Origin of the sequence: Serratia sp. BW106 (assembly GCF_002607755.1) — a bacterium.
Lineage (GTDB): Bacteria > Pseudomonadota > Gammaproteobacteria > Enterobacterales > Enterobacteriaceae > Serratia > Serratia proteamaculans.
Genome location: NZ_MCGS01000003.1, coordinates 67935 through 89683 on the forward strand (window position 1 = coordinate 67935; position 21749 = coordinate 89683).

Annotated in this window: 21 protein-coding genes; 8 read left to right on the forward strand and 13 right to left on the reverse strand. The window is 57.6% G+C overall.

Features of this window, described 5'->3' with window-relative positions:
• Window positions 1-153 precede the first annotated feature (153 nt).
• Together BEI65_RS01940 and fumC are read left to right on the forward strand one after the other, a co-directional pair.
• Window positions 154-492: a hypothetical protein gene (locus BEI65_RS01940; protein ID WP_099061876.1), complete on the forward strand. Its 339-nt coding sequence runs from the start codon at window positions 154-156 to the stop codon at window positions 490-492.
• A gap of 251 nt (window positions 493-743) precedes the next feature.
• Complete coding sequence (gene fumC, locus BEI65_RS01945) at window positions 744-2141, forward strand: class II fumarate hydratase (RefSeq protein ID WP_099061877.1); 1398 nt, start codon at window positions 744-746, stop codon at window positions 2139-2141.
• 124 nt (window positions 2142-2265) lie between these two features.
• Here fumC and tus read toward each other — a convergent pair whose 3' ends face one another.
• Together tus and BEI65_RS01955 are read right to left on the reverse strand one after the other, a co-directional pair.
• Complete coding sequence (gene tus, locus BEI65_RS01950) at window positions 2266-3204, reverse strand: DNA replication terminus site-binding protein (RefSeq protein ID WP_099061878.1); 939 nt, start codon at window positions 3202-3204, stop codon at window positions 2266-2268.
• Between the two features lie 155 nt (window positions 3205-3359).
• Window positions 3360-4625 (reverse strand): MFS transporter, encoded by a 1266-nt coding sequence (locus BEI65_RS01955; protein WP_198404392.1) that lies wholly within the window; start codon window positions 4623-4625, stop codon window positions 3360-3362.
• Window positions 4626-4774: 149 nt separating this feature from the next.
• Here BEI65_RS01955 and BEI65_RS01960 point away from each other — a divergent pair, with 149 nt between their 5' ends.
• The 3 genes from BEI65_RS01960 to bioD all read left to right on the forward strand — a co-directional run bounded on the left by BEI65_RS01960 (window position 4775) and on the right by bioD (window position 7865).
• Window positions 4775-5665 (forward strand): LysR family transcriptional regulator, encoded by an 891-nt coding sequence (locus BEI65_RS01960; protein WP_099061880.1) that lies wholly within the window; start codon window positions 4775-4777, stop codon window positions 5663-5665.
• Window positions 5666-5824: 159 nt separating this feature from the next.
• Window positions 5825-7042: an ROK family transcriptional regulator gene (locus BEI65_RS01965; protein ID WP_099061881.1), complete on the forward strand. Its 1218-nt coding sequence runs from the start codon at window positions 5825-5827 to the stop codon at window positions 7040-7042.
• A 151-nt stretch (window positions 7043-7193) separates the two neighbouring features.
• On the forward strand, window positions 7194-7865 hold the full coding sequence (gene bioD / locus BEI65_RS01970) for a dethiobiotin synthase (RefSeq protein ID WP_099061882.1): 672 nt from the start codon (window positions 7194-7196) through the stop codon (window positions 7863-7865).
• Here bioD and clcB read toward each other — a convergent pair.
• Window positions 7862-9142 (reverse strand): voltage-gated ClC-type chloride channel ClcB, encoded by a 1281-nt coding sequence (clcB, locus tag BEI65_RS01975; RefSeq protein ID WP_099061883.1) that lies wholly within the window; start codon window positions 9140-9142, stop codon window positions 7862-7864. The genes bioD and clcB overlap by 4 nt on opposite strands.
• 275 nt (window positions 9143-9417) lie before the next feature.
• On the opposite strand from clcB, the gene BEI65_RS01980 reads away from it, so the two are divergent.
• Window positions 9418-10905: an MDR family MFS transporter gene (locus BEI65_RS01980; RefSeq protein ID WP_099061884.1), complete on the forward strand. Its 1488-nt coding sequence runs from the start codon at window positions 9418-9420 to the stop codon at window positions 10903-10905.
• A gap of 36 nt (window positions 10906-10941) precedes the next feature.
• On the opposite strand, the gene BEI65_RS01985 is transcribed toward BEI65_RS01980, so the two are convergent.
• Both BEI65_RS01985 and BEI65_RS01990 read right to left on the reverse strand, forming a co-directional pair.
• Complete coding sequence (locus BEI65_RS01985) at window positions 10942-11241, reverse strand: DUF1161 domain-containing protein (protein ID WP_099061885.1); 300 nt, start codon at window positions 11239-11241, stop codon at window positions 10942-10944.
• A gap of 89 nt (window positions 11242-11330) precedes the next feature.
• On the reverse strand, window positions 11331-11699 hold the full coding sequence (locus BEI65_RS01990) for a DUF1283 family protein (protein ID WP_099061886.1): 369 nt from the start codon (window positions 11697-11699) through the stop codon (window positions 11331-11333).
• Window positions 11700-11847: 148 nt separating this feature from the next.
• Between BEI65_RS01990 and BEI65_RS01995 the strand changes: the two genes are divergently transcribed.
• Window positions 11848-12174 (forward strand): YnfA family protein, encoded by a 327-nt coding sequence (locus BEI65_RS01995; protein WP_099061887.1) that lies wholly within the window; start codon window positions 11848-11850, stop codon window positions 12172-12174.
• 35 nt (window positions 12175-12209) lie between these two features.
• On the opposite strand, the gene ydfG is transcribed toward BEI65_RS01995, so the two are convergent.
• From ydfG to BEI65_RS02035, 8 genes are all read right to left on the reverse strand, one after another.
• Window positions 12210-12959, reverse strand: a complete 750-nt coding sequence (ydfG, locus tag BEI65_RS02000) for a bifunctional NADP-dependent 3-hydroxy acid dehydrogenase/3-hydroxypropionate dehydrogenase YdfG (RefSeq protein WP_099061888.1) — start codon at window positions 12957-12959, stop codon at window positions 12210-12212.
• Window positions 12960-13144: 185 nt separating this feature from the next.
• The gene (locus BEI65_RS02005) at window positions 13145-13666 is read right to left on the reverse strand and encodes a GNAT family N-acetyltransferase (RefSeq protein WP_099061889.1); all 522 of its coding nucleotides are present in this window, start codon (window positions 13664-13666) and stop codon (window positions 13145-13147) included.
• Between the two features lie 97 nt (window positions 13667-13763).
• A complete protein-coding gene (locus tag BEI65_RS02010) occupies window positions 13764-15206 on the reverse strand; it encodes an MFS transporter (RefSeq protein ID WP_099061890.1) in 1443 nt (480 codons plus the stop codon).
• A 177-nt stretch (window positions 15207-15383) separates the two neighbouring features.
• Window positions 15384-16463 (reverse strand): ABC transporter ATP-binding protein, encoded by a 1080-nt coding sequence (locus BEI65_RS02015; RefSeq protein WP_099061891.1) that lies wholly within the window; start codon window positions 16461-16463, stop codon window positions 15384-15386.
• The gene (locus tag BEI65_RS02020) at window positions 16463-17416 is read right to left on the reverse strand and encodes a carbohydrate kinase family protein (protein WP_099061892.1); all 954 of its coding nucleotides are present in this window, start codon (window positions 17414-17416) and stop codon (window positions 16463-16465) included. The genes BEI65_RS02015 and BEI65_RS02020 overlap by 1 nt, the downstream gene beginning before the upstream one ends.
• Window positions 17417-17435: 19 nt before the next feature.
• Window positions 17436-18275 (reverse strand): carbohydrate ABC transporter permease, encoded by an 840-nt coding sequence (locus BEI65_RS02025; RefSeq protein ID WP_085116666.1) that lies wholly within the window; start codon window positions 18273-18275, stop codon window positions 17436-17438.
• Window positions 18265-19173, reverse strand: coding sequence for a carbohydrate ABC transporter permease (locus tag BEI65_RS02030; RefSeq protein ID WP_099061893.1), 909 nt, complete (start codon window positions 19171-19173; stop codon window positions 18265-18267). The genes BEI65_RS02025 and BEI65_RS02030 overlap by 11 nt, the downstream gene beginning before the upstream one ends.
• A gap of 9 nt (window positions 19174-19182) precedes the next feature.
• Window positions 19183-20433, reverse strand: a complete 1251-nt coding sequence (locus BEI65_RS02035; protein ID WP_099061894.1) for an extracellular solute-binding protein — start codon at window positions 20431-20433, stop codon at window positions 19183-19185.
• Between the two features lie 100 nt (window positions 20434-20533).
• On the opposite strand from BEI65_RS02035, the gene BEI65_RS02040 reads away from it, so the two are divergent.
• On the forward strand, window positions 20534-21706 hold the full coding sequence (locus BEI65_RS02040; RefSeq protein WP_099061895.1) for an ROK family transcriptional regulator: 1173 nt from the start codon (window positions 20534-20536) through the stop codon (window positions 21704-21706).
• The last annotated feature ends 43 nt before the right edge of the window (window positions 21707-21749 follow it).

Consider the following 21749-nt stretch of genomic DNA (forward strand, 5'->3'; position numbering starts at 1 on the left):
TGAAGTGAATTATTACCGGAAGAATATATCTCTCATCATAATTATTGGGTTTGTATTGGCAATCACACAACTAGCTAAATTTAATGGGCAGCGTCGCTATACAGTGCAGGCAAATAAACTCACTGATTAAATTTTGCTAAATTAGAGGCGCTGATGAAAAAACTGCTACTGGTTCTGATGCTGTGCACTTCCGCAGCCCATTCGGCCGTCGTGGTCACCCATGCTTATGGTTATGGCGTTGCCCGGCCGGTGGTGGTCGCTCCAAGACCGGTGATCGTCGCGCCACGCCCGGTCGTGGTGGTGGCTCAGCCCGTGGTGGTTACACCGGCACCGGTGGTGGTTACCGCCGCCCCGGTAGCTCATCCTGTTGCCGCCGTTGCTGGTGCCGTCGGTGCGGGGGTGTATCGCCACAACGAGCGTCAGGACGCCTACGATGAAATCAATCATCTGCAGGACCAAAGAATTAACGCTTATAATCAACACCACCCTTAATCTGCGGGTTGAGAATAAATAATCGGAGCGCCAGACGGCGCTTTTTTATTGCTGATATTTACCTGCCGGGCTGAGAGAACCGACCCCAAAACAATATCCGTACAATAATCCAGACAATGTTGAAAAAATGCTGTGAAGTAACTCTCTTAATGCGAATAGTTATTATGTCACTATACTGGTTGGGTGTGCCGGCGGGCTTGAGCGCGTTGGCGTAATCGTACATTTTTAGGAATTGTACTAAGGAGATCGTGATGGCAGCCGTTCGTATTGAAAAAGACTCTATGGGACCGATTGAAGTGCCGGCCGATCGGCTATGGGGGGCGCAAACTCAGCGTTCACTGGAGCACTTCCGCATCTCTTCCGAAAAGATGCCGACCGCCCTGATCCATGCGCTGGCGTTGACCAAACGCGCTGCGGCCAGCGTGAATATGGATCTGGGCCTGCTGCCCGCCGAACGTGCCAACGCCATCATCAGCGCTGCCGATGAAGTGCTGGCGGATCAACATACCAATGAATTCCCGTTGTCGATTTGGCAAACCGGCTCCGGCACCCAGACCAACATGAACATGAATGAAGTGCTGGCCAACCGCGCCAGTGAGCTGTTGGGTGGCGTGCGGGGGGAAGAGCGACGGGTGCACCCGAACGACGACGTCAACAAGAGCCAAAGCTCCAACGATGTGTTCCCGACCGCGATGCACGTAGCCGCGGTAATTGCAGTGCGTGAGCAGTTGATCCCCGAACTGAAAGTGCTGCATAAAACCCTGAGCGACAAAGCAGAAGCCTACCGCGATATCGTCAAAATTGGCCGCACCCATTTGCAGGATGCAACGCCGCTGACCCTCGGCCAGGAGATTTCCGGCTGGGCGGCGATGCTGGCGCATAACCTGCAGCACATTGAGGCCAGTATCCCGCACATTTGTGAACTGGCCTTGGGCGGGACTGCCGTGGGCACCGGGCTGAATACTCATCCGGAATACGCGGTTCGCGTTGCCAGGGCGCTGGCTGACCTGACGAAACAGCCGTTCGTCACCGCCCCCAACAAATTTGAAGCGCTGGCGACCTGTGATGCGCTGGTGCATGGCCACGGCGCGCTGAAAGGGCTGGCGGCGTCGTTGATGAAAATTGCCAACGACGTGCGCTGGTTGTCCTCCGGCCCGCGTTGCGGCATCGGTGAAATCTCGATCCCGGAAAACGAACCGGGCAGCTCGATCATGCCGGGCAAGGTCAACCCAACCCAGTGCGAAGCGATGACCATGCTGTGCGCGCAGGTGCTGGGCAATGACGTGGCGGTGAATATCGGCGGGGCTTCCGGCAACTTTGAGTTGAACGTATTCCGCCCGATGGTGATCCACAACTATTTGCAATCTATCCGCCTGCTGGCCGACGGCATGCAGGGCTTTAATGAGCACTGTGCGGTGGGTATCGAACCTAATCGGGACCGCATCAGCCAGTTGCTGAATGAATCCTTGATGCTGGTTACTGCACTGAATACCCACATCGGTTATGACAAAGCGGCAGAAATCGCCAAGAAAGCGCACAAGGAAGGGCTGACGCTGAAAGGCTCTGCGCTGAAGTTGGGCTACCTGACCGAAGAAGAGTTCGACCTGTGGGTGCGCCCGGAAGACATGGTCGGCAGCATGAAGAAGTAAGCCTTATGCTTCTGACGAACCTGCGCAAGAGCTAAACCTGTAGGGGTCGAACCCATGTTCGACCCGATTTAGCCCATTGATTATGTACGAAGGCGCAGTATGTAGCGCCCCTACCATGAAAGTCTCAGCGAGTAGGGACGTCGGTATACAGATGTAACCGCTTGACCAGCAGCCGCAGCGGCCTGGCGTCTGGTTTGTATTTATGTTTCACCGCCGAGGCGTCGTAATTGAGCAATTCGCCAATCTTCGGCACCAGGGCACCGTTTTCCACCTGACACAGGGCAATCAGCGGTAGCGGGCAGGGGTGTTGTACCTGCTTTTGCTGCGGTTGATACCAAACCCGGGCGATGGGTTGCACTTTTACCGGTCGTTTGATTTTTAGCACCGCCTGCTGGGGCAGACGGCTGACGTCGTCGATCTCACGGCTGACCAGTTCGGCCCATTGTTCGCGATTATGGGGCGGTACCGCGCGTCCGGCCTTCAGGCTCTTTTCCAATTGCGCCAGAATATCGTCGCGTTTCACGTTCTTGATGATGTGCTTATTGGCCCAGCCGAAGCGCACCGAATCCGGATTGGTCAGAACGGTGAGGGTACGATAGGCGCTGAGGGTGATCAGGCCATGCAGGTGGGTGTGGACGAAGTCAAAACGCTGCTCCGGTGCCAGGCCAGAGTCGACGGTGATAATCTGCTCCAGCTCGGCCTTCAGCCGGTTAATCAGGGCAATTTGCTGCTGCAACTCAGAGTATTCCGTTGCTTCCACCGCCAGGCAAATCACGCCGGGCAGGCGTACCGCCGCCTTACTGCTGATGTTGTGCTTGTTGTGATGGATAAACAGCCGCTGATAGTGCTCCAGCGCCAGATCGCGCGCGGCCAGGCCCAGATGTTGCTCGACGGCAATCTGCGCTACGGCATCGTGCTCTTTACCTTTCTCGATTTCGGGCAGGCTGAATACCCGCCCAGCCAGCAAGCGCAGCGGCAGGATCTGCTGATGCAGGCTTGCCAGCGCCTGTTCAAGCTCGCTAAAGCAAGCATTCATCCTGCTGATTAAACCGTATTTATCCATCACTCGCTCCTATTTTAGTTACAACATACAATAAGAGACCCACAAACGAAAGGGCAACATTAGCAACGGTGTGGGTGGGGATACCGAGTGGTCCAGGCCTGACAGAGGGATTAAGGCCACCGCAGGCACCCATTGGGGCGGCGGTGGGCCAGAGATTAAACGCGTGCCGCTTCCGGCAGTTTCTTCAGGTAATGCACCACCAACAGGGCCAGCAACAACATCACGCTGATAAAGGCCACCACGCCATTCCAGCCAAAACTGTGCCAGAACACGCCGCCGAGGGTACCGGCGACGCTGGAGCCCACGTAGTAGCAGAACAGATAAAGCGAAGATGCCTGACCCTTGGCCCGGCGCGCACGCCGGCCAATCCAGCTGCTGGCAACCGAATGGGCGGCAAAGAAACCGGCGGTAAACAGCATCATACCGATGAAAATAACCGCTACCGGTGCCAGTGCGGTAATCAGGATCCCGATCAGCATAATCAGGGTTGACGCCAACAGCACCGGCCCGCGGCCAAAACGTGAGGTCATGGCACCGGCTTTCGGTGAGCTGTAAGAACCGGTCAGATACACCACCGACAGCAGGCCAACTATCGCCTGGCTGAGGTGATAAGGATCTGCCAGCAGGCGGTAGCCAATATAGTTGAACATGGTGACAAAGCTGCCCATCAGCAGGAAACCTTCGGCAAACAGCAGCGGTAAGCCTTTGTCGTGCCAATGCAGCCGGAAGTTAATCAGCAGGGTACGCGGGCGCAACGAACTGGCGCGAAAATGCTTTGATTCGGGCAAGATGCGCCAAAACATGCAGGCCGCGGCCAACGCGAACAGGCCGATCACCGCCAGCGAAACCCGCCAGGAGAAGAAGTCGGTAAGTACCCCAGTCACCAGACGACCGCTCATGCCGCCGATGGAATTACCGCTGATATACAGCCCCATCGAAAAGGCGACAAAGCTGGGATGGATCTCTTCGCTCAGGTAAGTCATGCCGACGGCGGCGACGCCGCTCAGCGAGAGCCCTATCAGCGCGCGCATCAGCAAAATACCTTGCCAACTGGTCATAAAGGCGCAAATCAGGGTGCAGATTGCCGCCAGCAGCAACGCTACCACCATCACCGATTTGCGGCCGATGGCATCGGACAGTGGGCCGGTAAACATCAGGCCAATCGCCAATAGCCCGGTGGATACCGACAGCGACAGGCTACTTTCCGCCGGAGAGATGCCGAAGTCCTGTGACAAAACCGGCAGGATCGGCTGCACGCAATACAACAAGGCGAAAGTGGCCAACCCGGCAGAGAACAACGCCAGGGTGACGCGCATAAACTGCGGCGTTCCGCGTTCGATGTAGGGAAGTTTATTCAGGGTGGAACGTTGAGTTTTTGGCGCAGCAGCCGCATCGTTATTGGCGGCCAGCGTCGACGGCATATTGGCCGCAGAACGCACAGGGGTTGTCACAGTTTTTCCTTACCGAACTTGGCGTGATTTAAACAAGCACATCTTTGGTTAATAAAATCATAGGGAGAGGGCAGTTTTTTGTCTAATATATTAATAATTCAAATTAAGACGTTTAAAGTATGAATATCGAATTGAGGCATCTGCGTTATTTCATTGCCGTGGCAGAAGAGCTGCATTTTGGCCGCGCCGCGGAACGCCTGCGGATCTCCCAGCCGCCGCTCAGTCAGCAGATCCAGGCGCTGGAGGAAATGGTCGGCGCACGCCTGCTGGCGCGTAACAACCGCAATGTCAGCCTGACACAGGCGGGGGAAATGTTCCTGAAAGAGGCCTATCAGGTGCTCGATCAGGTCGGCCGCGCGGCGGAGAAAGCGGCGCGGCTGGAACGCGGTGAGGTGGGTGAGTTGACCATAGGCTTCACCTCTTCGGCTCCCTTTATCAGCGTGGTGTCGCGCAGTTTGCGTGCTTTTCGCCAACAGCACCCTCAGGTGCATATCAAAATGCGTGAAGTGAACACCAAACAGCAGATCGAACCCTTACTCAATGGCAGTCTGGATCTGGGGGTGATGCGTAATACCCGCTTGCCGGACGCCTTAAAGCATCAACTGTTACTGTGCGAGCCGTTGGTGGCGGTGGTACCGGAAGGACACCCGCTAACCAATGTGGCGCCGGGCACGCTGCGTTTCCAACATCTGGCGGAAGAACCCTTTGTGTTTTTCTCACGCGAGGTGGGCACCGCGCTGCATGACGAGATCTTGTCGCTGCTGGCCAAAGCAGGGATCACTCCCTATATCACCCAGGAGGTGGGCGAGGCGATGACCATCATTGGCCTGGTGTCTTCCGGGCTGGGTATCTCGATTCTGCCGGCGTCTTTTGCCCGGGTTAAAATCGACGGTGTGCAATATTTACCGCTGGCGGAACCAGAGGCGATGACTGAAGTTTGGCTGGTACATCATCGTCAACGGCCCCTGACCGCCGCGGCCAAATCCTTGATGGCATTACTGTTGCCCTGAACGCTGAACTGGGTAAATAAAACACAATCCGCAGTGAAAGTGGGGTGAATTTGTGCAGCAAATCACATAACGAATCAAATAGTTGACGCTGTATTACAAAAGCCCCACCATAGCCGATAGTCTTTATTTAGAAGCGCGAAAAATAGTAGGAGCAGGTTTGTGATTGCTGTTGGGCAGCCTGGGCATATCGATCAAATCAAGCAAACAAATGCAGGGGCAGTTTATCGGTTAATCGATCAACTGGGCCCAATTTCGCGCATCGAACTGTCAAAACGCGCTCAGCTCGCCCCCGCCAGTATCACCAAAATCGTACGCGAACTGCTGGAAGCCCATCTGGTTAAAGAAACCGAATTTCAGGAAGTCGGCAGTCGCGGTCGTCCGGCGGTTGGGCTGGTACTGGACACCGAAGCCTGGCACTACCTTTCCGCCCGCATCAGCCGTGGCACCATTACGCTGGCGCTGCGCGATATCAGCAGCAAACTGGTGGTAGAAGAGTTGTTGCCACTGGCCGCCGAACATCCCGATCCGCTGTTAAAACGCATTCTCGCTGAAGTCGACCAGTTCTTTATCCGTCATCAAAGCAAGCTGGAACGGTTAACGGCGATCGCCATTACGCTGCCGGGCATGGTCGACGCGATTTCCGGCGTAGTACACCGCATGCCGTTTTACGATGTAGAAGACATGCCTTTAGGACCAGCGCTGGAAACACGCACCGGGCTGCCGGTTTATTTGCAGCACGACATCAGCGCCTGGACCATGGCCGAAGCGTTATACGGTGCTTCACGCGGCAGCCAGAACGTGATCCAGGTGGTGATCGACCACAACGTCGGCGCCGGGGTGATCACCGGTGGCAGGGTGTTGCACGCTGGTAGCCACAGCGTGGTTGAGATTGGTCATACGCAGGTTGATCCTTACGGTAAACGCTGTTACTGCGGCAATCACGGCTGTCTGGAAACCGTCGCCAGTATCGAAAATATTCTGGAAATCGCCCAGCAACGTCTCGGCACCTCAATGAGTTCCAGTCTGCACGGTGCGCCACTGACGGTTGAGTCACTGTGTGATGCGGCGCTGGCGGGCGACCAACTGGCTAAAGACATTATTCTGGGAGTGGGCCACAGCGTAGGCCGTATCCTGGCGATAATGGTCAATCTGTTCAATCCGGAAAAAATCCTGGTCGGTTCCCCGCTGAACCGGGCGGCAGAAATTCTGCATCCGGCCATTGCCTCCTGTATTAGCCAGCAGTCACTACCGGCCTACAGCGAGAAGGTCCAGGTGGAGTCCACGCAGTTCTTCAATAAAGGCACCATGCCCGGCGCGGCACTGGTGAAAGAAGCGTTATACAACGGCTCTCTGCTGGTGCAGTTGCTGCAGGGCTAGCACCAATCAGCAATTCTTATCGTTTAACGACAAAAGGTTGAGCTACCTCAAGCCCCGTCCTCCTTGCATCCTCTAGACTTTTCCCGTTCGTCTCTTTCGCCGTATTTTCGGCGATATTTTGGTTAACGGTGCATCTCGGGGCAATTCATTCATGTTATCGCGTTTATTTGTTACAGGTACGGATACCGATGTCGGTAAAACCGTGGTTTCCCGCGCTTTATTACAGGCGCTGGCCGCGCAGGGCCGTTCTGTGGCCGGCTACAAGCCTGTTGCAGCACGCTGTCAGGAAACCAGCGAAGGCCTTCGCAATAAAGACGCTTTGGTTTTACAGGCATCCTCAACCCTGCCGCTGTCGTATCAGGAAATTAATCCCATCACCTGTCTGGAAGAAGTGTTTCACGCGCAACCTACCGACGATATCGACTACGGTGTGATGAGCAGTGGGCTGCAGCATTTGTCCGCCAAGGTCGATACCGTGGTGGTTGAGGGCAGCGGCGGCTGGCGCGTGCTGATGAACGATATGCGGCCTTACGCCGAATGGGTGATTCAGGAGCAACTGCCGGTGGTTTTGGTGGTGGGGATCAAACTGGGTTGTGTCAGCCACGCCCTGTTAACTGCGCAGGCGATCATTAATGATGGCTTACCTTTGCTAGGCTGGGTCGCTAACCGCATCAACCCGGGGCTGGCGCACTACGCTGAAACTATCGATGCGTTGCAGCAGCGTATTCCCGCGCCACTGCTGGGTGAAATTCCTTATTTGCCACGCGCTGAACAGCGTGAACTGGCGCGTTATCTGGATATTTCTCCGCTGCTAAACCGTTAGGCATTGTGATAGACCGACACCGAACGCAAGCCGCGCGATACGGTGGTGGCGATCACACAGGCCAGCAGAATGCCTGGCAGCAGGGTATATTCACCGGTCATTTCGAACACCATCAGCGCAGCCATAATGGGCGCGTGGGTGGTGGCCGCCAACAGCGTAGCCATGCCGGTTAACGCCATCAGAATCGGTACCGCACTGCCCAGCTCCGGCCAGATGGCACAGAGTTGCCCAACCACCGAACCCAGTGCCGCCCCGACAAACAGCGTTGGCGTGAATACACCGCCGGGCGCCCCGGAACCGCTACTGGCGAGTACTGCCAGCAACTTGCAGATCAGAATCGCGCCAACCAGCAATACGCCGGGGGGCGCACTGAGCAGCGACTGCACCACGCTGTAGCCATTGCCCCACACCTCAGGAAACAGCAGCGAAAGCAGCCCGACAATCAGCCCACCCAACGCCAATTGCAGCGGCGGTTTTAGCCGTAGCGAGCGGAATGCGCGACCGGAAGAGGACATGGCCCACAGGAATAACGGCCCACAGACGCCAGCTAAAACGCCGAGTAGCGCCATCAGCAGATATTGCACCGGCCAGGGCGCGGGCAGGGGTTCCACCAGATACAGCGGCGCCTGACCACCGTTAAGTAAATTGGTCACCAGCAGGGCGCTGACGGCAGCAATCACCACTGGGCCGAGTGAGGCCAGCATCAGGGTGCCAAATAGAATTTCGGCGATAAACAGGCTACCCGCCAGCGGTGCATGGTAGGCGCTGGCCATACCGGCGGCGGCACCGCAGGCCACCCATAGCTTCCACTCTTTCTCATGGGTGAAGCGCTGGGCAAAGACCGATCCTACCAACGCTGCCAGCAGGATCATTGCCCCTTCGCGCCCGATAGCGCTGCCGCTGGAGACCACCAGCAGCGAGGCCAGACATTTCACCAGGCTGGCGCTGACGTCCAGTCGCCCATCACCGGTTTCTATCGCTTCCATGTAGTCGGTTGGGGCAACCTGCCGCTGGTGCTGATAACGCTGATAAACCCACAGCAGCAAACCCGCCGCCAATCCGCCTAACGCCGGGGTTAACGCTCTGCGCCAGCCCGGCATTGCCGCGGCTGCGGCCACCAGGCTGCCATCTTCGTGGTCGAGCAGTAACCATTCCAGCCCGAGCATCGCACGATGAAACAGCCAAACCACCAACGCAGCGGCAATACCAAGAAAGATGGCGATAAACAGGCGGCGCAGCAGGGCGCGATAATGGTGCAGGTGGACCAATCGTTTCATGCGTCAGTAAAATCTTGAGAAAAATGAAAGGGTCGCTGAACATTGTGCTTGTCACCCCAACCGAAGGCCAGAGAATCTTTCCAGATTCGCCGACCGGCCCGTGGTTTGTCCGTCGTGGCGAGCCATGGAGTGGTTTATTTGTTACGCTGTCACCTTCTGTTCAATTGGTGCGTTTATCGCCAGTCAAAACAGGGAACCAGACACCGGTAACGGCAACCTTCAATTCGGCTGGTATAATTTAAAGCAAATAAGAATCCATGGTTTGTAATAACGCTATGACAAATAACGACACACCTGCTCCGATCGCCCATCGTCCCTTAATCCTGATTGCCTGCATGCTGGCGATGTTTATGTCCGCCATCGAGGCGACCATTGTCGCCACGGCGATGCCAACCATCATTGGCGATCTCGGCGGCTTTTCCCTGCTCGGTTGGGTGTTCGCGGTTTATCTGTTGGCGCAGGCCATCACCATTCCAATCTATGGCCGGTTGGCGGATCTGCTGGGCCGCAAACGGGTATTTTTCTTTGGCGCGTCGCTGTTTTTGCTGGGATCGATACTGTGCGGTTTCTCCCCCAATATGTACTGGCTGATTGGTTTTCGGCTGCTGCAGGGGCTGGGTGCCGGAGCGATTATGCCGACAGCCACCACCATTATTGGTGATATCTATAGTCCTACCGAGCGCCCAAAGGTAATGGGCTATATTTCCAGCGTCTGGGGCGTGTCGGCGATTATCGGGCCATTGCTGGGGGCGTTTATCGTTCAGCATTTGCCCTGGGCACTGGTGTTCTGGGTCAATTTGCCGATCGGGCTGCTGGCGATGTTTTTCCTCGCGCGTTATCTTCCCTCCAGCCGACAAGTGCGTAAACACGCGCTGGATCTGGCGGGTACCGCCTGGCTGACGCTGTTTGTTACCGCGCTGCTGTTGTCGCTGCTGCAGGCAGAAAATCTCGGTTGGTGGGTAGTGCCGCTATTGGCGTTGGCGGCCGTCTCGCTGATGTTGCTGGTCCGCCAGGAACGGCGTGCACCGGAGCCGCTGTTCCCACTGGCGCTGTGGCAAAGTCGGGTGATTGTGGCCGGCAATATTGGTGGGCTGGTGATTGGTGCGGCGATGATGGGCATCAGTGCCTTCCTGCCGACCTTTATTCAGGGCGTGATGGGCGGAACGCCGCTGGAGGCCGGTACCACACTGGCGCTGATGTCGATTGGTTGGCCGTTGGCCAGCACCTTCAGCGGTCGGTTGATGCTGATGACCTCTTACCGCACCACGGCGCTGCTGGGGGCATTGCTACTGTTGGCCGGTGGCCTGATTCTGTTACTGCTGCAGCCGACCGGCGGTTTATTGTGGGGGCGGGTAGCCGCCTTTATGGTCGGTGCGGGCATGGGGCTGTGCAACACCACGTTTCTGGTTTCGGTACAGAATGCCGCTCACCACAGCATCCGCGGCATTGCCACCGCCTGTACGGTATTTACTCGTATGATGGGTTCGGCCATCGGTACCGCCATTTTGGGCGCGACATTGAACATCAATCTGCAAATTCGCTTGCCGCAAACGGCCGATCCGGTACAGCAACTGATGGAACCGGCAGCGCGTAGCGCAATGGCACCAGAAATCCTGACCGAGATGACGCAGCAGGTTGCCGCTTCTTTGCATTGGGTATTTTTGGTTTCTGCACTGTTGTCATTGCTGGCGTTGGCGGCAGCAATGCTGATCCCCGCGCGGCATCGGCCACAGGGTGAGGGTGAAGAGGCGGAGCAGGCATAAAAAAGGAAAGGGCGCACAGAGCGCCCTGAACAACAATTATTGCGAGGTTTTCGTATCCTGGCTGGTGCCGGTCTGAGCCGCGTCACCGTTGTCATCGCCGTTGGCAAGGCGAGTATAAACAATCTTCTGCGTGTCGTTTTCGCAGTGGCCAACCACCAACCCACCGGCCTGTTGGGCCTGATCGTTAGGCACGATATCCAGCTTGAAGCCAGATTCCGGCACGCCGTTTTTGACAATTTTCTGCGAAATGTCTGCCTGCACGCTTTCGCACGAGGCCAGGGCGGCCAGTGGCGCAGTGGCCATCAGCAGTGCACCCAAGATAAGCGCTTTTTTCATCAATTCGTCCTTATTTGAAAATGAGCATCCTTTGTCAGGATAGCAGCAACGGCGGCGCAGGGTAACGGCCACCGCGGGCTGCGACAAGATTAAGGATTAATCTGACGACCGGTCTGGCGATCCAGACATTTGCGGGTGTTTGGCTCCCAGTAAGCGTTAACGTTCAGGCTGTCGTCGCAACGATCTTCGCTGTCAATGGCCTTGTCTACCTTGTCGAACTCTTTCTCTACGCGGGTATTAACCTTATTGCGCAGGGATTTGGTATCGTTGAACTGCTGTTTGCTCTGGCGGGCCGCTTCGGTACTCATGGCGCCGCTGTTGCTGCCATCGACGGTTACGCAGGTGCTGCCCTGTGTGCAGCTGGCGGCCAGTGCCGGAGCCTGCCAGGCACCCATCAGCATCAGCATGGCGACCGGCAGCATCCCGCGCAGCAGTCGTTGAGTCGAAAGTGTTTTCATCGTTTCATCCTTATGAGTTAGTGTTGCCTGATAACGACAACACTGGCTTTGACTTGCCCGCAGGCGTGTTGATAAATATACCATCACGGCCTTGGACTGCACCAGTCAAGCACTGCCTCGTTTAGTTTACAGAGAGAAAGTTTCCCCCATGTTAAAGACCACTTTGCTATTTTTCGCCACCGCACTGGCCGAAATCATCGGCTGTTTCTTACCCTACCTGTGGCTGAAGAAAAGTGCCAGCGCCTGGCTATTACTGCCTGCGGCGTTCAGCCTGATGCTGTTTGTATGGCTGTTAACACTGCATCCGGCAGCCAGCGGGCGAGTTTATGCGGCCTATGGCGGGGTCTATGTGGCGACGGCGTTATTGTGGCTGCGAGTCGTGGACGGGGTTAAGTTATCGGCACTGGACTGGCTGGGGGCGGGTGTGGCGTTAACCGGCATGCTGATTATCGTTTCCGGCTGGCGCGCGGCCTGAAAAACGACGGCAGGGGCAACCCCTGCCGCACAGGATCAAGACTCGCGGTGGATGTTCAGCCCGGCAAAGGACTGGCTGACCGGCATGATTTCCAGCGAGTTAATGTTGACGTGGCCCGGTAGGGTCGCGACCCAGAACACCGATTCGGCGATATCTTCTGGCGTCAGTGCGTTAGCGCCGTCGTAGACCTTATCCACCTTGCCGTCGTCGCCCTTGAAGCGCACGTTAGAAAATTCAGTACCGCCCACCAGACCCGGCTCAATGTCGGTAACCCGGATGCGAGTGCCGTGCAGATCGGCACGCAGGCCCAGACTGAACTGCTTGACGAAGGCCTTGGTCGCACCATAGACGTTGCCGCCAGCATACGGCCAGTTGGCCGCGACCGAACCGATGTTGATCACATGGCCAATGTTGCGTTCGACCATGTCCGGCAGCAGGGCGCGGGTCATGTTCACCAGGCCTTTGGCGTTGGTGTCGATCATGGTTTCCCAGTCTTCGGCGTTGGCTTTGTGGGCGGGTTCCATGCCCAGTGCCAGCCCGGCGTTGTTCACCAGTACGTCAATGTGGCGCAGTGCCGTCGGCAGTTCATCAATCACCTGTTGAATGGCCGCGCGATTACGCACGTCGAGACGGACAATATGCAGTGCCTCGCCCAATTCGTCTTTCAATTCTTCCAGGCGTTCCATACGACGGCCGGAGGCAATCACCTGATGACCTTCGCGGATAAAGCGTCGTGTAATGGCCTCACCAAAACCGGATGTGGCGCCCGTAACAAAAATGATCATGTTGCTGTTCCTCAACTGTTTTTAACCTGGATGCTATTAGCATTAGCATAAACCTACTTCAAGTGGCAGTGGTTATCGGCATCCACGTTGAAAAACCGCCATCGCTGCTGCCAGACGGGCGGTTTTCGGTCAATTATTTAGGGGGAAAGCCAAGGCGGGCCAGACAGGTAGGCCCGCGGGAATGTTTATAGCTGCGGAGGGATGTGATACACCACACAGTCGTATTTGGTGTTTTCGCGGCGGCCGGCTACTTTGCCGCCCAGAGATTCGGCGATACGTCGGCTTGGGGTGTTCTGTTCGGCTACCGGGTAGATAAAGTGCCGCGGATGGTAGCGTTCACTGGCCCACACCGCCATGGCGTGAACAATTTCACGGCCATAGCCTTTGCCGTGCAGGTTTTCTTTCACCCAGATGCCCAGTTCTGGCGTGGTGTTATACAAATCGTGCACGCCACCCATGCCGACAAACTGTTTGGTATCGCGCATCCGGGCGATGTAAATCATTTCCTCGCCTTCGCGGATCAGCGGCAGCCAGGTTTGCCAAACGTTAGCAAATGCCTCCGGCGACTCCTCGGGCTCAAAGGTCATATAGCGCGTCAAGGTAGGGGTGATCGCCTGGTAGACATCGTCGGCGTCTGCTGCGGTAAATGGGGCAATCAACAACCGGTCGGTGTTAACGCGGCACTGAGAAAGGTCACTGTGAATCATTATTATTACCTCGCTTTTCAGGCCAAAACGGCAAAAAATCCGCACCGGTGAAACGGGGCGGATCATCGATATTACGTTGATTGGCGGCAGATGCGACTTATTTCTGCAATCGTTGAGGTGAGTGCGCTGCCGGAACGGTGGCGGGTTTCCTTTGGCGTACCTCGCTGCCGGCGTTGGTGTCCAGGGTAAAGCAGTCGATCACCGCCAGCAGGGCAATCACGCCGATGACCACAAACGCCCACTGGAAATCGACCAAGGGGATGCGTTCGCCCGATTGAGGCATCAGCATCTCCGCCAACCGCAGCGCCAGCGCACCAATGGCGATCCCCAGCCCGCTGCCCATTTGCTGCGACACATTGAACAGGGTGTTGGCACCGTTCATCTGCGGCTGCGGCACCTCGGAAAAGGCCAGCGTATTGAGCGCGGTAAACTGCATGGAGCGCGTCAGCCCGCTGACGAACAGCAGCGCCAGAGTCAGCCAGATCGGGGTCTGTGGCGTCAACAGTGCACAGGCGAAAATGGTAATGGCGTTCAACAAGCCGTTCACTACCAGCGTGGTTCGAAAGCGAAAACGGTAAAGCACCGCCGAGGTAAACGGCTTCATCACCAGATTCCCGGCGAATACCGCCAGCACCAGCAGCCCGGCGTCGAAAGCATTCAGACCAAACCCGATCTGAAACAGCAATGGCAGCAGGAAGGGCACGGCACCAATGGCGATACGAAACAGCGTGCCACCCCAAATGGTGACGGCGTAACTTTTTATCCGCATCGCCCACAGGTTGATCAGCGGGTGTGCGGTACGTTTGGCATGCCGAACCGCCAGCGTGCCTAACGCCAGGCTGCCGGCAATGCACAGCGCCGGCACCAGCCAGGACAGCTGCGGATGATTGATCAAGTCCAGGCCGAACATCAGACCGAAGCAGGCGATACCGGTCAGCACGAAGCCGAGGGCGTCAAAGGGTACGCCTTTCTGCGGTGCTTCCTGTGGGATCAGCCGCCAGGCCAGCCACAGTGCGGCGATACCCAAAGGCACATTGAGAATAAAAATCCAGTGCCACGAGGCATAGGTGGTAATAAAACCGCCGACCGGCGGGCCGAGGATCGGTGCCACCAGCCCCGGCCAGGTAATGGTGGCGATGGCTTTGATCAGATCCGGCTTGGCGGTGTTGCGCAGCACCACCAGGCGGCCGACCGGCACCATCAGTGCGCCACCGAAGCCTTGCAAAATACGGGCGGCGGTGAAGGTGGGCAGATTAACGCTGGCGGCGCACAGCACCGATGCCAGAGTAAAAATCAGTACCGCCGCGGCGAAGATATTGCGGGCGCCGAAGCGGTTGGCGATCCAGCCGCTGGCGGGAATAAACACCGTCAGCGTCAGAATGTAGGCCGAGATACCAATGTTCATGTCCACCGGCCGCACGCCGAAGGCCGCCGCCATCTGCGGCATGGCGGTAACAATCACCGTACCGTCGAGGTTTTCCATAAAGAAGGCGCCCGCCACCAGCAGCGGTAGCGCGCTGGCGCGTGAAAGCAAGCTCATGACAGAGCGCACCGGGCGGAGCACAAACAGAATGCAGGCATGACAGAAACCCCGTTTCAAAAATGTTAACGCTGGCAGAGTTTTGGAGCATAGCGCATCACACAGAGGTTAAAAAGAGGTTAAGGGAGTGATTATTAGCGGGCGCACTGATGGCGCCCGCTGGGGTGTTTACCGGCTTCAATTCTCACTCAGTCGTTGCCCCGTTGCGGCATCGAACAGGTGGATGGCCTCCGTGTTGGGCGCCAGCCACAGCGGCTGACCGCTCTCGGCATTAACCCGTCCGCTGAGTTGCACATGCAGGGGGTAACCGCCCCAGGTCAGGTGCAGCAGGCTGACATCGCCGGTGATCTCCATCAGGCGCAAAGTGGCGGCCGGTTGTTCACTGACGTCGACCAAATGGAAATCGTGCGGCCGTAGCCCGAGGATCACCGGGCTGCCGGGCGTCGCCAATCGCCATTTGACGGGCAGCGGCAACCACAGTTCACCGCAGGTCACGCCGGGCCGATCGTCGCGAGGCGTGACGATACCCTCCAACAGATTCATTGGCGGTGAACCGATAAAACGCGCCACAAAGGTGTTGGCGGGCGCATCGTAGATCTCCAGCGGCTTGCCCTGCTGCACGATATTGCCGTCTTTCATCACCACGATTTGGTCGGCCAGCGTCATCGCTTCAATCTGGTCGTGGGTGACGTACACCGTGGTGGTCTTGAACTGCTGATGCAGCGATTTGATCTCGGCGCGCAGCTCCATCCGCAATTGGGCGTCGAGGTTGGACAGCGGCTCATCGAATAAAAACACTTTCGGGTTGCGCACCATGGCACGACCCATCGCCACCCGCTGGCGCTGGCCGCCGGACAGCTCTTTCGGATAGCGTTGTAAAAGATGGTCGATCGCCAGAATACGCGCGGCCTGCAGTACTTTGCTTTGCTGCTCGCTTTTGGCAACCTTCATCACCTGCATATGAAACGCCATATTTTCCGCCACCGTCAGGTGCGGGTAGAGCGCGTAGCTCTGGAACACCATGGCAATATCGCGATCGGCCGGATCCAGATCGTTGATCTTTTGTTTATCCAGCAGTATCGCGCCTTCGGTCAGCGTATCCAGCCCGGCCAGCAGGCGCAGCAGCGTGGACTTGCCGCAGCCGGACGGGCCGACCAGCACGGTAAAACTGCCGTCGGGGATAGTTAAATCCAACGGGTTCAGCACCCGCTGTTTGCCGTAGTATTTGGCCACTTTTACCAGTTCGACACTAGCCATCAGACCATTTCTCCGGCGCAGGTTTTCAGGGTATTCCAGTCAAGATATTGACGTGGCGAACTGCTGATGGCATGGCTGGCGGCACGAATGCCCCAGCGCAGCGCCACTGCGGCCGAATGGCCGTGCAGGCAGGCCGTCAGAAAACCGGCGTTAAAACTGTCGCCCGCACCTATGGTATCCACCACCTTGATCGGATGTGCTGCCGCCTGCAACTGCCGTTCGCCACACCACATGCGTGCGCCGTCCGGGCCGCATTTCACCACGCAGGCCGCGTCGGCCGGCTGTTGCCGGTTCAGGGTGCGGGCAGCGGTATACAGATCCTGATGGCCCGCCATGCCGCAGGTTTCCACTTCATTCAACAGCAGCAGGTCGCAGAATGGCAGCCAGTCGGCGATCTGCCCGCGCAGCGCATCGCTCCAGTCCTGTGGCGGCCAGCCGGTATCAACCGCAATGCGATAGCCGCGCTGACGCAGGGTTTGCAGCAACGCCGGATATTCCGTCAGCAAGGCGGTGCACAGGAAGGTGCCGCACAGCAAAATGGTGTCGCCATTACCGGCGAACAGTGGGATCTGATGCAGTACGTCGTCCTGGCTCAGGCGAGTAATATGACCCTGGTTGCTGAAAAAGGTGCGTTCGTTGTCGGGATGGGTCACGCCGAAGGTCAGCGAGGTTTCGCAACTGTAGGTCGGCCAGTATAACGAGCTCTCCGGGAACAGCTGCGCCAGCCAGGGGCTGAAGTAGTCATTGCCCTGATTGGCCACCAGCCGATAAGGGGTTTCCAGCGCCGCCAGCGCCAGCGCGCAGTTGCCGGCCGAGCCGCCGGGGCGCAGTTCGCTGTGATCCAGCATTGCCTCGGTGCCTTTTTGCGGCCACTGTTGCAGGGTGCTCATGATCACGTCGACGTTGATATTGCCCACCACGTACAGCGTGGGCCGGGTGTTGGTACTCATCATGTTAATTTCCCTGAATAAATTAGCCCTTGCTGCCGCCGCTGGTTAAACCGCTAACCAGCGTTTTTTGCAGCCAGATGGCAATGAAAAGCGGCGGAATGGCAGCCAGAATGCCGACGGCGGCGATCAGCCCGTCATCGGTGGCGCGCCCGGCGGTGAAACCGGCGATGGTCACCGGCAGCGTCTGCGCCTGAATATTGCTGGTGAACAGCAGCGCGTAGAAAAATTCGTCCCAGGCCAGCAGCCAGCCAAACAGCGCCGAGGCCCCCAGTGCGGGTTTGGCCAACGGCAGCGTAATACGTAACAGCACCTGCCACTGACGTAACCCATCCAGCCGCGCCGCCTGTTCAATATCGATCGGCAGGGCGTCGAACTGGTTTTTCAGCATCCAGGTGAGGAACGGCAGGATCAGCGAGCAGTAGACCAGCACCAGGCCGATATGGGTGTTCAGCAACGCCAACTGCTGCAGGATAAAGTACAGCGGCAGCACGAAGGCCACCGGTGGCACCATGTAAATCGCCAGGCTGGCAAACAGCCAACCGTCGCGGCCGGGATAGCGCGAGAAGCTGAACGCCGCCGGGATCGCCAGCAACAACGAAATCAGCGTAGCGCCGCAGGCCACCAGCAGGCTGTTGAACAGCGCGTGCAGGAACAAGGCACCCGGCTGGCCGGGCTGCAAAGACAGCAGGCTGCCGTAGCGCGAAAAGTCCCAGTGGCGCGGCAACCATTCCAGCGGTACCCGGGTGAGATCGGCCGAGGAACTGACGCTCATCAGAAACAACCACAACATCGGCGCGAGGATCGACACGGCCAGCAGCAGCGCAGCACCGTAGCGCAATATCAGGCGGATTTTACGCTTCATTGGCGAGGCTCCTTCTGCGCTGGCGGAACAGCATCAGCATGTACAGTGCGATCAACAGGCCGCACAGCAGGGTCATCAACACCGCATAGGCCGCGCCGCTGCCGGCCCGCAAATAGCTGAACGACTCCTGATAAACGAAGAAGCTGAGGGTCTTGGTGCTGTCCATCGGCCCGCCGCGTGTCATGACGTAAATGATGTCGAACACCTTGAAGGCGTCAATGGTGCGCAGCACCAACGCCACCGCCAGCGGAGCCAGAATGGCGGGCAGGGTGATGGCACGGAAACGCCGCCAGGCGGAAGCACCGTCCAGTCGGGCGGCTTCATACAGGTCGTCCGGGATCGATTGCAACGCCGCCAGCGTCAGCAGGGTGATCAGCGGGTAGTTCTTCCAGATGTCCGCCAGCATGACTGCATTAAGCGCCGAGGCCGGGTCACCCAGCCAACTGCGGTAGTGGTCAATCACCCCGAGCTGGGTCAACAGCGCGTTGATGCTGCCGTAATCCGGGTTGAAGTTCAGCCGCCACATCGTGGCGTTGACGATGGTGGGGAGCGCCCAGGGCAAAATCACCAGCACCCGCAGCACATTACGGCCGTGGAATTTCTGGTTAAGCAGCAGCGCCACCAGTACGCCGATCACCCCTTCGAACGCCACCGAAACCAGGGTGAAATACAGCGTACGCCACAGCGCGGCCTGAAAATCCGGGTCGGTCAGGGCATAGATAAAGTTATCCGCGCCAACCCAGGCCGGCGTTATGTCGTTACCCACCAGTGCTGCGTCGGTAAAACTCAGCCACAGGGTTCGGCCCAGCGGCCAGGCGGTTAACAGCAGCATCATCAGCAGCATGGGTGCCAGCAGCACCCATGCCTGACGCCGCTCACGTTGAGGTAAAGTGAGCATGCTCATCGCTTAACGCAACCGTGCAGCGCTTTGGGTCGCGGCATCCAGCCCGGCCTGTGGCGTGACCTTGCCCTGCAGGATCTGCTGCAAGTCCTGCTGCAAGCCGTTGGACAACCGGGAGTAATCGGCGGTTTCAGGGCGCGACAGCATCACGTTCAGCGACTGCTTGGCGGCGGCGATCAGCGGTTCCTGACCTTTCTGCACCGCCGGGTCGTCGTAGGACGACTTCCAGATCGGCAGGCTCAGCTTGGCGTATTTGTCCTGCACCGGCTGCGAGGTCATGTAGCTGATGTACTGCCAGGCCTGATCGGGGTGGGCGCTGGCCTTGGCGATACCCAGCCCCATGGAGCCGTTCACCGCAGAGACCTGGCCCGCTACCGATCCCGGAGCCGGGACGATACCGACGTCACCGGCCACTTTACTCTGCTTCGGATCGTTGGCCATGTTGTACATGTAGGTCCAGTTGAGCGCGAAGGCCGCATCGCCGTTGGAGAACGCCTTACGCACATCCTCTTCCAAATACTCGCGGGAGTTCGGGTTGGTCAGCCCCTTATCCAGCGAGGCTTTCATATAGTCGACGGCCTGCAGAGAACCCGGGCTGGAGAAGGTGATTTTGCCCTGTTGGACGAACTGGCCTTTGAAGGCAGACACCAGCGTGGTGTAGTCGCAAACCAGCGCCTCGGCCTGTGACCAGCTCCACACCAGCGGATATTTGACCACGTTTTTCTGCTTGAGAATTTCAGCCTGCTGCGCCAGTTCCTGCCAGGTTTGCGGCGGGGCGGTTATCCCGGCCTTGGCCAGCATGGCTTTGTTGTAATACAGGTATTTGGTGTCGAGGATCCACGGCATGCCCCAGCGCTTGTCCTTGTAGGTGACGGTGGTCATGGCACCGGCAAAGATCTTGCTGCTGTCGTCGGCGCTGATGCGCGAGGTGACGTCCTGCAGCAGGCCGAATTTGGTGAATTCTGCCGGCCAGATGGCGTCGAACAGCACCACATCGTAGCCGTTGCTGCCAGCGCCGCGCGCCGCGACGATTTTATCGTGCAGCGCTTCGTAAGGGACAAACTCCAGGTTAACGGTGATATCCGGGTGCTGTTTGCTAAAATCCGCGGTCATGGCACGGATATCGTTTTCGCTGTAGGCCGCCTGGGTCATAAACAACGCGTTGATTTGCGTTGGGGCGGCATAGGCGGATGACAGGCCGAACGCCAGGGCAGACAGGGTACAGGCTGCCGTAGCGGCGAGGGTATGACTTTTCATTGTGCGTTCTCCGGTGTTAAAAAGATTCTTAAATCAATTTGATTGCTTTATTAGAGGGCACCATACTGCAAAGACGATTTCCCTTTCTGCATAGGCAGTTATGACGACTTCCGGCACTAACCTTGAACATGCTCGTGCACACAACCGGCGCGTAGTGATAGAGGCTATCCGTCTGCACGGTGAACTGACCCGTGCCGAAATTGCCCGGCTGACCTCACTGACGCCGCAAACCGTTTCAAACATCGCAACAGAACTGGAACAGGCCGGCATTCTCTCCTCGCACCTGCCGCGTCGTGCCGGCGGGCGAGGTCAACCGGCCACGCCGTTGACCCTGAATCCTGACAGTGCGTATTCCATCGGCATCCATCTGGATCATCAGTCACTACTGCTTATCGTGGTTGATTTGTCAGGCAGCGTTCGTTTCCACCGGCTGATTATGGTGCAAAAGCCGCAACCTGCTGCCACCTTGAAACTGATTTGTGATGTACTGCAAGAAATGCGCCAGCAGCCGGATCTGAGCTGGAGAAAAATGCTGGGCATTGGCGTGGTGATGCCGGGGCCGTTCGGCGTGGAGGGGATTTCCTCCGTGGGGCCGACCACCCTCAACGGCTGGGAAAATATCGATGTGGTGGCCGAACTTAACGCGCAGAGCGGCCTGCCGGTGACGCTGGAGAACGATGCCACCGTCGCGGCTATCGGCGAACGTCTGCACGGTGTCGCCAGGCAGCTTAATTCATTTATTTATTTGTACCTTGGCACCGGTCTGGGGGCGGGGATTTTCACCGACGGCCGAATTTATACCGGCCATGCGCACAATGCTGGTGAAATCGGCCACATGATTGTGCAACCAGGCGGGCGGGCCTGCTACTGCGGCAACCAGGGCTGCCTGGAACGTTATGTCTCACTGCAGGCGGCCTACGAAAGCTGCGGGCTGGATCCGATGCGCGCCATGCCGCAGGACTTGCTGGCGTTACCGCAGCCGAAGATTGACGCCTGGCTGGATTCGGCGGTACCGGCGTTACGCCAGGCCATCAACATTATCGAATGCATGTTTGACGCTGAAGCGGTGATTATTGGCGGCTTGATGCCAGAAAGCCTGGTAGAGCAGCTGATCAAACGATTAGCGCCGTTGCACCGCTCGGTGCGCAGCAAATACCTCGACGGCCTGCGGGTGCGACTAGGCACCACCGGTGCGGATACCGCCGCATTAGGTGCGGCAGCGTTACCACTGTTTGATGAGTTCAACCCGCGTTATGAAGTGTTATTGAAGTAATCACTTTCATCCCCCGATTTCTATTGTTGCCCGTTATTGGTGC